A 12,536-nucleotide genomic window follows, 5' to 3' on the forward strand; every position below is an offset into this window, starting at 1 on the left:
CAGTCTACTTCCACGCAAACCACCTCTTTACAAACGCATCAGGCGAATCTTATCTGTTACTTCAAATTTTAATGTTATTATAGATTTTAAAACATGCGGGGATCGGGCCTAAAAAATAAAAATGGAGGCATACATAAAGTGACAGAAGATGTAACTGACAACGATATACACGAACAAAAATTATCGAGAGGCCTGAAAAACAGGCATATTCAGCTCATCGCCATCGGCGGAGCGATCGGAACGGGGCTGTTTCTTGGTTCGGGGAAATCAATCCATTTTGCAGGACCGTCGATTTTATTTGCTTATCTGATTACGGGAATCATTTGTTTTTTCATTATGCGTTCTCTTGGAGAACTGCTTTTATCCAATTTGGAATACCATTCGTTTGTCGACTTTGTCAGGGACTACTTAGGCGACATGGCGGCATTTATAACGGGTTGGACATACTGGTTTTGCTGGATTTCGCTCGCGATGGCCGATTTAACCGCGGTCGGGCTTTATACCCAATACTGGCTGCCTGATGTACCGCAATGGCTGCCCGGATTGATCGCCCTGCTCATTTTGCTGATCATGAACCTGGCGACCGTCAAGCTTTTTGGAGAATTGGAGTTCTGGTTCGCATTAATCAAAGTCATTGCGATATTGGCGCTGATCGTGATCGGCCTTTTCATGATCTTCAAAGGATTTTCCACCCATTCGGGCGCTGCCGCCTTTCACAACCTTTGGAACCACGGCGGCATGTTTCCAAATGGACTGCACGGTTTTCTCCTTTCATTCCAGATGGTTGTCTTTGCGTTTGTTGGCATCGAACTTGTGGGACTGACAGCGGGGGAAACGAAAGATCCGGAAAAGGTCATTCCTAAAGCGATCAACAATATCCCCGTCCGTGTTTTGCTGTTTTATATCGGTGCTCTCCTTGTGATCATGAGCATCTATCCGTGGAATGTCATCAACCCAAATGAGAGTCCGTTCGTCCAAGTCTTTGCAGCGGTCGGCATCATTGCGGCTGCAAGCATCATCAATTTTGTGGTGCTGACATCGGCGGCTTCGGCAAGCAACAGCGCAGTCTTCAGCACGAGCCGGATGATATACTCGCTTGCGAAAGAACATAATGCGCCCGGCGCTATGACCAAACTGACCTCCCGCAAAGTGCCGAGCAATGCGTTGTTTTTCTCAGCGGTCGTGATTCTGATTGGCATCATGCTGAACTATATCATGCCTGAACAAGTGTTTACGCTGATTACAAGCATCTCGACGATATGCTTCATCTTTATTTGGGGAATCACCGTCATTTGCCATTTGAAATACCGCAAAACAAGACCGGATTTAACGAAAACAAACAAATTCAAGATGCCGCTTTACCCGTTTTCAAATTATGTGGTTCTCGGTTTTCTTACGTTTATCCTCATCGTCCTTGCACTGGCGCAGGACACCCGCGTTGCCTTATTTGTCACGCCGGTTTGGTTTATCATGCTAATCGCGATTTACAAGCTGAGGAAACCTAAGTCACAGCAAGTGTAGAAAAATGCGAATCGCCTGCAGAATGTTCTGCAGGCTTTTTGTATGGCTCATCATGTAAAATAAAAAAGATAACAGCTTGATCGCCTACAATTTCAATGGTCAGCCGCTCAGACAGAAAGGGGAAAACAGATGAAAATCAATCAAATTGTAGATTTGTCGGTATCGTTAAGAGGTGATATACCGTCTGATCCGCCGGGGTTTGTCCCTGAAATCGAATATGCGGATCATAAGCAAGGAGCTAAACAGATGGTCCAGAGCTTTCCCGGCCTTTCCTCGCAAGATCTTCCCGGGGGAGAAGGCTGGTCGCTGGAAAAAGTGAAGATGTCCACGCATGCCGGAACGCATATCGACGCTCCATATCATTACCGTTCTGTTACAGACGACGGCAAGCGGATGATGACGATTGATGAAGTGCCGCTTGACTGGTTTCATGGCCCTGGGGTTAAGCTTGATTTCAGACATTTGAAAGACGGGCATATCATTACCCCTGAAGAAATCGAACAGGAGCTTCACCGCATCAATCATAAACTTGCGCCCGGCGACATTGTTCTTGTGAATACGTCGGCTGGCGCCAAATACGGACAAAACGATTACCTGCACAGCGGCTGCGGGATGGGGCGTGAAGCAACTCTATTTTTAACGGAACGCGGCGTGCGCCTTGTCGGAACTGACGCCTGGAGCTGGGACGCTCCATTCAGCATGACCGCCAAGCGCTTTGAGCAGGAAAAAGACCCATCCATTATTTGGGAAGGTCATTATTCAGGCAGCACCATTCCTTACTGCCAAATTGAAAAGCTCGCCAACCTTGATCAATTGCCTTCCACTGGATTTTACGTCATGGCTTTTCCGGTAAAAGTTGAAAAAGCGTCTGCCGGCTGGGCGCGCCCGGTTGCGATTCTTAGCGGTGAATGAAGCCTTGAGATCATCACGGGAGGCTCCTATGGCATAAAAAAGCATCGTATTTAAACAGCAATGCTTTTTTATGCCTCCTCTACGGGGGAAGCTACTCTATAAAGATACCCGCTTTTCTTTATCTTTGTTATAAGTTCTGTTAAATAAATAAGTTGTTGTTAAAAGAGCAGCAATTACAATGATGAATAAAACGAAGTATCCGTAAACAGTTTGACCCGCCGGCACTACTGTAATCGTTAAGATGCCTATTAAAGCAACTTGTCCCAACAGCTTTACCGCATTAAACAACGAATTGACACGTCCCATATATGCATTATCGACATGATGGAACATATAACTTTTCCTAAATACTCTGATCGCAGCATTTGAATGCCCCCAAAAGAGGCTTGCAACTATAAATGTCACAGCATTCGGAACGAGGAAGATCACAATGGTTGCTAGAGCAAATACTGTCATAAACAATATAACACCTTGCATATCGGGCCATTTCTTTGATATTTGATATGTGACAAAACCGGCGCCCATAGCTCCAATGGCGTAAACAATATTGGCAATGCCGATAACTGACGGACCTTCGTTTAAATAGTCGTAAATGAAAACCGGATCCAAGTAGTTTGCGACAATAATCACGATGCTTGGTATAAAAGAAGTCAATAAAAGAGCAAACAAAACTTTTCGATGAGATAAATATTGGAGTGAGGAGCTAAAGTTTTGCCAGTAAGATTCATTTTTCATTGTATTGGAATGCTCTTCTGCTTCAGCATTTCGTTGATAGGGAAGTTTGTAGATGAGGATGGAAGCTGCTATAAATGTAGCGATGTTTATGACCAAAATGACTGTCGCATCCATCTTGCCGATCATCATGGCAGCCAGCCCCGAACTAATCATCAGCGCCGCCTGCCCCTGAACTTCAAGACTGCTGTTCACCTTACTATAGTCCTCTTTTTTGAACATTTCCTGAGTTAAAGCGGCTAAAGCAGGATACTTTATCGAATCGTAAGCCGTATGATAAAAAATCAGTATCACAACAAGAGTGATGTCCAACACGGCGGAAATATTGAATAGAACAGAAAAAACGCCTAAGACCACTATTCCTATTATTTCTAAATAGAGAAATATCGCTTTTCGAGAATATCGATCCACCAAACTCCCTAAATAAGGTGAAGCAAAAAACACTAAAATCATCGTTGTCATCGTCAATAACCCATATAAAACGGATTGTTTCAATTGATCAATCAGCAGCCAGACAATTAAATAGGAAGTGATACCGGTACCTATGGTGGAAATCAAATTAGCGGCTAGCAATAGTTTCAACTTTCGCAATTATAAATCACCCATTTTTGATTTCCAAATACACAGAAGAAAATAGACAAAAAAATAGATTTGTGGGTTCAAAATGGAAAAGGCTGTTTTCTTTCATTTCATCACGCTCCATATTTAAAACTCGTTATTTATAAAAGTGACATCCTCCTGCTTTTATATTGGTTCTCCATTCAGTCACAACACTTGCGTAAACAAACAATGAAATGAATACAAGAAACACGCGGCTCCAGCCATCACATTGAAGGTTCCCGATTTTTCATTGTTTGATTTCAACATCATGAAGAACAAACCGGAAAAGAAAAATCCGATAAACCAGCCGATTGGAATCTGGACAAAAGCTAAAATAAAACCAATAATCCCTATCGTTTGAAAAACTTGAGGTGCAAATTCGCGCAAAAGTATTCCCGCCCTTTTTCAGAAGAAATCCGCTCCCTTTTTTTGTATCATATCACATCTCCTTAACAAAATAAGGAAAACAAGTGAATCTTTTGCTATTCATGTTGAAGCCAGGCTCAATATTGATTTTTGTTATGATCTTAAAAAAGGAGGTTTGATTACCATGAATACCTTATGCCGCAGCAAACAAGCTCCATTTGAATACACCTTATCTCTTATAGGTGGTAAATGGAAAATGAGAATCCTCTATGAGCTGGCGTGTGAAAAAACGATGAGATACGGGGAGCTCAAACGGGCTATGCCGTTAATCACCCATAAAATGTTAAGTTCCCAGCTGAAGGAGTTGCAAACTGACGGTCTGATTCACCGGGTGGAGATTTCTCAAAATCCCCTCAGAGTGGAGTATTCGTTATCAGACAGAGGACTGTCTTTATACCCTCTCATAGATGAAATGTGCAGATGGGGACAAAGAGAAGATTTGCCTTATGAGTAAAAAATACTTACTAAAAAGTGCGTACTTGTTTCCCGACGGGAGGGATTTTATACTGAATAAAAATTATTTGTAAGGAGAACAGGATGACAAAACAAATTTATATCATTCATGGCTACAGAGCCTCCTCAACCAACCACTGGTTTCCTTGGCTGAAAAAACGTCTGCTTGCAGACGGAATACACGCAGAAATTTTAGACATGCCTAATCCTCACCAGCCAAGGCTTAAAGATTGGCTTGATACGCTCTCTTTAAATAAGCACACATTAAATAAACATACTTATCTGGTTGCACACAGCCTGGGGTGCGCCGCCGTTTTGAGGTTTTTGGAACAAACGCAATTGCGTCAACCACTTGGCGGAATCTTGCTCGTTTCCGGCTTTGCCAAGTCACTGCCCGATTTAAAGATGTTAGATGAATTTACCGAGGAATCGTTTGATTTTCAAAACATCATTGAGTCAGCTAAGCATCGTGCTGTCATTGCCTCTAGAGACGATCAAATTGTGCCATTTGCATGGAGCAAAGATCTGGCGCAACAAATTGACGCTAAGCTTTACGAAGTTCAACACGGGGGGCACTTTTTAGAAACTGACGGATTTACTTCTTTGCCGATTGTTTATGATGTTTTAAACTCCTATTTCTCAAAAGAAACTTGCTAAAAACAATAAAGGATATTCGGATTTTAGGGCGGCAAAGGGCTTAGAAGCCGCCCTTTTCCAATTTCTTAATAAGTGTGGAAAAAATCGATGCCAAAGTTCCCTGTTTTGAAGTGGTCTGTTACGTCATGCCAATTGAAAATGTGTATAATATAGCTTTGTTGAAGGCACTTGAATGAAAGCGCGGCTTATGTTTCTTGTGAAGGCTTAGCACTTAAAGCTTCAAAATGAGTCATCTCTAATTTAGATCAGGGATATTACCTAACCAAGTTCCAAAAGAAATGAATCCCGTTCATTGATATATCTTTCACGCATAAGGGTACACCTTTTTGTATTGGTTTTAAGAGAGCATAACTTTTTTATCAACCTTACATTCCTTCAATGATGTCGCTCAGGGAGTTATTTAATTCAATAAACTGTTTCTCTATAGGTGTAAATTTATGATTTAGTCGTGTAATGAAATATAAATCGACGTATCTATAAGGTGATGGAACTTCTAAATAATGATGGATATTGTAGCGATCTGCTATGCGCTTTGATACTAAGGAAATTCCCATACCCATCAATGCAAATTGCACTAAGGATTCTGGATCGCCCACTTCAATGATTTCCCCCTGTTGGATGTTCGAATCTTCAAAAATATTACATAATAATGTTAGATACAAGCACTTATCTGATAATACAAGTACGTTTTTTCCGTTTATATAATCATCAAATCTCGTATATTGATCTATACCTTGGCCTATGATCACCAATTCTTCATATCCCACTTTTTGATAACTTATCTTTTTATTGTTTAGCGATCCAATCGTATAAGCAACATCGATTTTTCCAAGAAGAACTTGATTTTCAATATATTCTGTTGAACCTGTTTTTAATGTTACCGATAAATCAGGATATGTATGATAAAGCTTATTTAAAGCACTTGAGAATTGAGTTCCACCGACAGATATCATCGTGCCAATACGGAGTTTTTCATCGTGTTTTTTCATGATGTTTTCGGTTTCTTCCCAAACGAACAAGATTTTCTTGTATTGATGATATAATTTTTCTCCCTCTTTCGTTAGTTTGACTCCTTTTGAATTTCTGATAAACAGTTGTTGATGATAATGAGTTTCGATTTTTTTTATTTTCGCAGTCATATTGGATTGAAGGTGATTCAATTTAATTGCAGCAGCAGATATGCTTTTTAATTCCGCCACTGAAACAAAAGCTTTCATGTTTTCAATATCCATTCATATTTCAACCCCCATCAAAAAAAGTGATATAACCATCATAACTTAACATTTAAAATGATCTCTAATTTTAATTATACTCGGTTTAAAGAGTTTTGGAGGGATAGCTAATGAAGAACAACGTGATAAAAGCAGGGATTATAGGCGGATCTTTGAATAATCAATGGGCTAGTCAAACACATATTCCGGTATTGAAGGAAAATCCTTTTTATGAAATAACGGCGATTGGAACATCAAAAATGGAAACCGCAAAAAAAAGCGCTATGATGCTTAAGGCTGCCTCTGCTTTTACAGATTATAAGGAATTAGCACAATCAAAAGATGTTGATTTGGTAGTCGTCAGTATAAAGGTTCCTTTCCATTATGAAGCTTCGCTTGCAGCCATAGAAGAAAATAAACATATATATTGTGAATGGCCTTTAGGCATAGATACTGTGCAGGCTGAAAAACTGGCAAAATTGGCAGATGACGCAAACATTCATCATGCGATTGGATTACAAGGAAGGCAATCTCCAGAAGTCAATTATTTAAAGCGGGCAATCAAACAGGGGGAGATCGGCAAGGTCATCTCCTGCACGATGCAGGTAGCAACACAAGGAAAGGGAGGAATAACAGATGAAAAAAGCAGTTACCTTTTAAAAAGAGAAAATGGGGCGAACCTTCTTACAATCAACGGTGGTCACTCGCTTGATGTTCTTTGTTATATCCTGGGTGATTTTAAAGAATTATCAGCTGCAATGAACAGTCATTATACAGAAGCCGTTATACAAGAAACAGGGATGAAAATACCGAAAAACACAGCTGACCAAATTTTAATCCAGGGGACGCTCGTTAATGGCGCTTCAGCCTCTGTCCATATTCAGGGCGGAGTTTATCCAGCTTTTCAATTAGAGATTAGAGGGGAAAAAGGTGTTTTGCGTTTAACACAGCATAATTCCTCAGGACACGTACAATTTGGCAATCTCAAAGTCAAAAAGATTACACATCCTCATAATTTGTTAAATGCTGAAGATGTTTATTCTGAAGAAGTAAAAATTTCCCCAGTAAAGGATCATGGTGCAAGAGGCTATGTTGAAACTGCTTATACTATTTTAGCGGAAGATATATTTGAACATAAAAATCAAATCCCAAACTTTCATGACGCTGTCAAACTGCACCGGTTGTTAGACGCCATTCGGAAGTCGGCAAAGACCGGTAAAAAAGTACTCTTAAAAAATGAGTAGGAACCGTATATCTTTTATTTACATGGTCCTTGCACATGCTGATCAAGCTTGAGAAAATTGTTATCCTAAAAACATGTACAAAAGCGAGCTCGACAAAAGTTAGCCCCAAAGGTTTATATACATAGACCTCCTTAAAAGTTTAGCGGCCCAGGGAGGTTACATCGTATTATAAGATCAATTAAGTTTACTTAAACAGTATTCTTAATTGATCTTTTTTATCATTAGTCTTAGGCAGAGAAAGCTATCAGTCAAATGAGGATGAGTAGGGGGATTCCTTGGAATAAGACACAGTAATCCTAGATTTCTCTAAAAAAGTCCTTGCTGATTAATCTATTTGAAAAAAGAATTAAATATGAAATTTAGATCAATTAATTTCTTTGTGAGATGGGTTTTTTATGTAGAAACAAAGGAGAGAAAAAGAACTTTATTATACATTTAAAGTTTAAATGGTTTATTTTTCTTTAATATCAGTTTATATACCTGTATAATTTCTTGGTGATTTTATATAAAGGAGGATAGTATTGGATTATTTGAAAAAAAGATAGCTAAAATGAATTTGAATGAAAAAATTCCATTGGTTAGAGCCACTGCTGCTGATTTTGCTAAGCAAAGAAATTGGAAAAAGGATTCAAAATTAACTAAAATTAATCAAAGAGATGTGTATTTGGATTCGAAAACAGGCAAATACTATGCAGTGGACACCCAACATGGTAGATTTGAAGTTGTTAATAAAAGAGGGAAACATCAAGGAGAAGTGGACTTTAACTTAAACGAAACTAAACCAGCTGACAAATCGGGACGTCATGATTTAAAAATGAACTAAGGAAGTGAAAATTAAAATGAACGATCTAGTTAACGAAACTATAGATAAATACTACAGAAACAATAACGAATCAGATTATCTTACTAAATGCCGCGAGCAGTTTGTAATACCAGAAGCAATAAAAAAATTTTCCGAGAATAATAATATGATAATCACAGACGTAAATTTTGGTGAAATATGGCCGTCGTCAAAATTAATATTTGAGTATGAAGACTACACAAAAGGGGAATTTGAAGTTACTTATAGTACCATTTTAATGCTATCTAAGCTTGCACCTTTATTTTATCTTCAGCACGAATTTCAAGTTGAAAACAGAGATGTGAATAGAACTGTCCCAACTCTTGAGGGTTTTGATACTCAACCTTATAACACTAAACAACAAGAATTTGAAGATTGTGTAAAAGAATATTTTTCAAAGAAAGAGTTCATTGAATTATCCTATTCGGAGATGAACGAGGTTGTATGCGGGCTGGATTTTAAAAAAGATGTCACGTTTTTTGGATCACAAGTAACAGTAGAGAATGCATTGTTTTTTGATCTACTAGAAATTTGTCCAGACTAAAATACAGCAATCTTGTGTTATTCAAATAAAAAAGAAAAAGTTAAAGGTGAATAAAATAAAGTAATGAAAGAGGAGGTATCCAGTATCCTCCTCTTTCATATAGATTGGTTCCATCAAAGTGAGGATTATTTTTGCGGTTTCTCATATTCCATTGCATGATCGCTGCCAGAGATGCCTTAGTTGTTGGATCGACAACAACTCCTACAGTAACCAAAAGTGTTAGCACATTTTAAGTCTTACTTACCAGTTGATTCTAGTTATTATAAATTTGACCCAACGCAACGACTTTACTGGATGTATAACCGCAGAAGTCATTTCCTTCAACTAACACGTTTTGTCCAATTTGTGGTCGATTCATCTGTACATCATCTGCATTTTTAGAGCTTCGAAAAAACCGCTCTTTTATTTCGGCGATAGTGGTGTTTTTTAAATGTAGCGAGGTTTTAAACGAACATATAAACCGTTTTCTTGTAAAAAAGGTTAAACTCCAAATGTTGTGGATGTTAGCTTGATGGTCATGTTCGGAAACCGACATGATATAAAAAAACATACCAACAAGCTTTGGTATGTTTTTTCTTAGGAAATCCCTAATTAATGAATATTAGGTTTTCTAAAATTACTGCCTTTGACTTCAGCTACGTCATATACAGTGACAAAAGCATTTTTATCAACTTCATTAATGATTTCCTTTAATTTGGTGTCTTCTAAGCGATTGATGACACATGTAATTTCTTTAAACTTTTCGTGGGAAAAACCACCGTAAGCTTCTTTATATGTAGCACTTCGGCCCAATTGATCGCGAATTGTCTCCACCATCAACTCAGGTTCTGTTGTAATAATTTGAAAGGTTTTAGAACCGCTTAATCCTTCCTCGACAACATGAATGACTTTGGACGCAATATAGTAGGCGATGACTGATAGCAATGCCCCTTGCAAGCCAAATACAGCGGAAACAAAAATAAACACAAAAAGGTTAAAGAATAGAATGAGATCGCTCGTTCCAAATGGCAATTTGCGCGATAACAGCACAGCAAGCATATCAATTCCGTCCAATGCTCCGCCATTACGCAGCGCCAGCCCCATTCCAAAACCAAGGATGATCCCTCCGACAACAGTGACTAACAAAGTGTCCCCTTCGATTATAGCCGGAGTGTGGTGCATAAAACTTGTACCTGCTGCAAGTGATGCGATTCCGATAATCGATAATAACGCAAAGCTTTTCCCGATTTGCTTATATCCCAGCCAGACAAACGGGATGTTTAAAGCTGCGATAAGTATACCAAGCGGCAAGTCAAATAGTTGTGAACCAACAATGCTGAGTCCTGTCACTCCGCCATCAGATACATTGTTAGGAATCAGCACTGTTTCCAATCCATAGGCCGCTATGATTCCTCCGATCATGACCATTATAACTTTGAAAATCATTTTCGCTTTAAATTTCTTATGTTTTTCGATTTTATTCATGCCATTCCTCATTTCAAATTTTACGTTATATTTAAATATACCATAACAGTTTTTCTAGGTTCAAAAGTTCAATCACGTTTTTTAAGCGGCTGCTGCAAATACCGATCATTACATTGGATTAAGGTAACCCTTTTAGACTTGGAACATTCATGTGCCAGTGGTTGGAGCTATTTTGCAAGCACCCCGTTTCGCAACTGGTGAATAACAAATAAAGGCCCTAATGTTTATGGACATTCCCGGCCAGGCAAAAGGATTGTCGGCAATAGAACGAAGCATTTGATTCTTCTCTCTCCAAGATGAATGAATCCTTAACTTTATTGGTTTTTCACCCCCCATTCACATAACCCCTCTAAAACCGGCAATAGTGATTCCGCTTTACCAGTGAGACTGTACTCGACCTTTGGGGGAACTTGAGGGTATTCTTTCCGCTTCACCAGACCATCCGCTTCCAATTCTTTAAGTTGTGAACTCAATGTTTTATAAGTAATAGCCCCTATTTGTCTTTTCAGCTCATTAAAGCGAACCGGTTGATTTTCCGCGAGGAGATAAATAATAACCATTTTCCATTTGCCGCCGATCACGGACAATGTGTAGCCAAAAGGTGTATCTTGAATATTTTTAACTTTGCCTTTATATTCAGCCATACTCATATTAACACTTCCCTTTCGGATAGTACCTATCAATAAAGTGCGTACTGTTTTTTTGTTTGCGTTCATTTTATACTAACCGTAATTTGAAGTAAAGGAGACGATAACATGGCTAAAAAAACGATACGTCTGTTGATGCCGCAATGGCAAGGGGGAAACAATCCCAACTACTCTTTTGGAGCGGAACTGCTTGCTTGGCTGGCTCCTGAAAATGATCAGCCCATTATTCATGTTCCGGTTCAAACTTATGATGGAACTCCGCTTGAAAACGAAAACGGAATAAACGGGAGAAAACAACTGCTGGAACAATTGGAGGCTGCTCAGCATATCATTCATGCCCATAAGCCGGATCGCATTGTCATGTTTGGCGGTGACTGCTTAGTCGAACAAGCACCATTTGCTTATTTAAACGAACGATACGGCGGGGACTTAGGTTTAATTTGGATTGATGCTCACAGCGATTTAGTTAGATATGCCGGATATGATAACGGTCATACATTACCGCTCGGAAATCTTTTGGGAGAAGGAGATGAAGAGTTCGCAAAACATGTGAACATTCCCCTTAAACCTGAAAATGTCTTTATCGCGGGATTAGCAGCTCCCACAGAAGAAGAAACAAAAGTGATATCAAAAGAACTTCAAAGACAAGGTATAGCTTTCACAGAACCAGACACTGATGTGATTAAAAGACTTGGGATTAGAACAGCCGGAACTAAAAAGTTAATGACCAGTACCGAATCTATAAAAGAATGGATAAAAGAAAGCAACATCAAGTATCTGGCCATACACCTTGATTTAGACGTGCTTGATCCGAAGGCATTTCGTTCTTTATTATTCGCCAATCCTGAAGCACCTGTAACTTTTTCTCCTGAGGGAACAATGCAAATGCCGCACCTGCTTCATCTTCTGAAAGAACTCTCTTCCGAAACGGATGTAGTTGGATTAGGTATAACCGAACATTTGCCGTGGGACTCTATTCATTTGAAGAAGTTGCTTAGTGAAATCCCTATTTTAAATCAATAATTTCATAAAACGGGACAACAACAAAATAATGGAGTCGAAACCCTCCATAAATAAATACCAAGGGGTCATAACCCTTGGTATTCCTATGATGCGGCCGAGAGACTTGAACTTTCGCGGGCTACGACCCCATTAAGTCTTCGACAAAGATGATTCGGCCTAACCATTCGGCCTGCCTTTTCATTTCCCGCTCGATCTTTAAGATGCTGCATAAATGACGGCTCTGATTCCGACCTTTAACTCCTGCATGGGGTTGAAGGTGGA

The 12,536-nt window shown here is 39.3% G+C and carries 12 protein-coding genes; 8 read left to right on the plus strand and 4 right to left on the minus strand.

Features of this window, described 5'->3' with window-relative positions; all coding sequences use genetic code 11:
* The first annotated feature begins 138 nt into the window (after positions 1-138).
* Complete coding sequence (locus ACH97_RS06830) at positions 139-1,521, plus strand: amino acid permease (RefSeq protein ID WP_020450302.1); 1,383 nt, start codon at positions 139-141, stop codon at positions 1,519-1,521.
* Positions 1,522-1,650: 129 nt separating this feature from the next.
* Positions 1,651-2,433: a cyclase family protein gene (locus tag ACH97_RS06835; protein WP_020450301.1), complete on the plus strand. Its 783-nt coding sequence runs from the start codon at positions 1,651-1,653 to the stop codon at positions 2,431-2,433.
* A 96-nt stretch (positions 2,434-2,529) separates the two neighbouring features.
* Here ACH97_RS06835 and ACH97_RS06840 read toward each other — a convergent pair whose 3' ends face one another.
* Positions 2,530-3,756, minus strand: a complete 1,227-nt coding sequence (locus ACH97_RS06840) for an MFS transporter (protein WP_020450300.1) — start codon at positions 3,754-3,756, stop codon at positions 2,530-2,532.
* Between the two features lie 559 nt (positions 3,757-4,315).
* Between ACH97_RS06840 and ACH97_RS06850 the strand changes: the two genes are divergently transcribed.
* Complete coding sequence (locus ACH97_RS06850; RefSeq protein ID WP_020450298.1) at positions 4,316-4,645, plus strand: winged helix-turn-helix transcriptional regulator; 330 nt, start codon at positions 4,316-4,318, stop codon at positions 4,643-4,645.
* 83 nt (positions 4,646-4,728) lie between these two features.
* Positions 4,729-5,301 (plus strand): RBBP9/YdeN family alpha/beta hydrolase, encoded by a 573-nt coding sequence (locus ACH97_RS06855; RefSeq protein ID WP_020450297.1) that lies wholly within the window; start codon positions 4,729-4,731, stop codon positions 5,299-5,301.
* Positions 5,302-5,666: 365 nt separating this feature from the next.
* Here the strand turns inward: ACH97_RS06855 and ACH97_RS06860 are convergent, their stop codons facing one another.
* A complete protein-coding gene (locus tag ACH97_RS06860) occupies positions 5,667-6,533 on the minus strand; it encodes a LysR family transcriptional regulator (protein ID WP_020450296.1) in 867 nt (288 codons plus the stop codon).
* 110 nt (positions 6,534-6,643) lie between these two features.
* Here ACH97_RS06860 and ACH97_RS06865 point away from each other — a divergent pair, with 110 nt between their 5' ends.
* The 3 genes from ACH97_RS06865 (at position 6,644) to ACH97_RS06875 (ending at position 9,141) form a co-directional block, all read left to right on the plus strand.
* Positions 6,644-7,756: a Gfo/Idh/MocA family protein gene (locus ACH97_RS06865; RefSeq protein WP_048349929.1), complete on the plus strand. Its 1,113-nt coding sequence runs from the start codon at positions 6,644-6,646 to the stop codon at positions 7,754-7,756.
* Between the two features lie 550 nt (positions 7,757-8,306).
* A complete protein-coding gene (locus ACH97_RS06870) occupies positions 8,307-8,579 on the plus strand; it encodes a colicin E3/pyocin S6 family cytotoxin (protein WP_048349928.1) in 273 nt (90 codons plus the stop codon).
* A 16-nt stretch (positions 8,580-8,595) separates the two neighbouring features.
* Positions 8,596-9,141 (plus strand): hypothetical protein, encoded by a 546-nt coding sequence (locus tag ACH97_RS06875; RefSeq protein WP_020450293.1) that lies wholly within the window; start codon positions 8,596-8,598, stop codon positions 9,139-9,141.
* A 591-nt stretch (positions 9,142-9,732) separates the two neighbouring features.
* On the opposite strand, the gene ACH97_RS06880 is transcribed toward ACH97_RS06875, so the two are convergent.
* Together ACH97_RS06880 and ACH97_RS06885 are read right to left on the minus strand one after the other, a co-directional pair.
* A complete protein-coding gene (locus ACH97_RS06880; protein ID WP_025810048.1) occupies positions 9,733-10,605 on the minus strand; it encodes a YitT family protein in 873 nt (290 codons plus the stop codon).
* Between the two features lie 314 nt (positions 10,606-10,919).
* Positions 10,920-11,255, minus strand: coding sequence for a winged helix-turn-helix transcriptional regulator (locus ACH97_RS06885; protein WP_020450289.1), 336 nt, complete (start codon positions 11,253-11,255; stop codon positions 10,920-10,922).
* Between the two features lie 105 nt (positions 11,256-11,360).
* Here ACH97_RS06885 and ACH97_RS06890 point away from each other — a divergent pair, with 105 nt between their 5' ends.
* The gene (locus tag ACH97_RS06890) at positions 11,361-12,275 is read left to right on the plus strand and encodes an arginase family protein (protein ID WP_020450288.1); all 915 of its coding nucleotides are present in this window, start codon (positions 11,361-11,363) and stop codon (positions 12,273-12,275) included.
* The last annotated feature ends 261 nt before the right edge of the window (positions 12,276-12,536 follow it).

The sequence above is a fragment of the Bacillus paralicheniformis genome (assembly GCF_001042485.2).
Taxonomy (GTDB): Bacteria; Bacillota; Bacilli; order Bacillales; family Bacillaceae; genus Bacillus; species Bacillus paralicheniformis.

What these genes read in the sequence shown, in the direction of transcription:
- ACH97_RS06835 (WP_020450301.1), top strand. Translation starts at nt 1,651, where the DNA reads ATGAAAATCAATCAAATTGTAGATTTGTCGGTATCGTTAAGAGGTGAT.
- ACH97_RS06850 (WP_020450298.1), top strand. Translation starts at nt 4,316, where the DNA reads ATGAATACCTTATGCCGCAGCAAACAAGCTCCATTTGAATACACCTTA.
- ACH97_RS06855 (WP_020450297.1), top strand. Translation starts at nt 4,729, where the DNA reads ATGACAAAACAAATTTATATCATTCATGGCTACAGAGCCTCCTCAACC.
- ACH97_RS06860 (WP_020450296.1), bottom strand. Translation starts at nt 6,533, where the DNA reads ATGGATATTGAAAACATGAAAGCTTTTGTTTCAGTGGCGGAATTAAAA.
- ACH97_RS06865 (WP_048349929.1), top strand. Translation starts at nt 6,644, where the DNA reads ATGAAGAACAACGTGATAAAAGCAGGGATTATAGGCGGATCTTTGAAT.
- ACH97_RS06870 (WP_048349928.1), top strand. Translation starts at nt 8,307, where the DNA reads ATGAATTTGAATGAAAAAATTCCATTGGTTAGAGCCACTGCTGCTGAT.
- ACH97_RS06875 (WP_020450293.1), top strand. Translation starts at nt 8,596, where the DNA reads ATGAACGATCTAGTTAACGAAACTATAGATAAATACTACAGAAACAAT.
- ACH97_RS06880 (WP_025810048.1), bottom strand. Translation starts at nt 10,605, where the DNA reads ATGAATAAAATCGAAAAACATAAGAAATTTAAAGCGAAAATGATTTTC.
- ACH97_RS06885 (WP_020450289.1), bottom strand. Translation starts at nt 11,255, where the DNA reads ATGAGTATGGCTGAATATAAAGGCAAAGTTAAAAATATTCAAGATACA.
- ACH97_RS06890 (WP_020450288.1), top strand. Translation starts at nt 11,361, where the DNA reads ATGGCTAAAAAAACGATACGTCTGTTGATGCCGCAATGGCAAGGGGGA.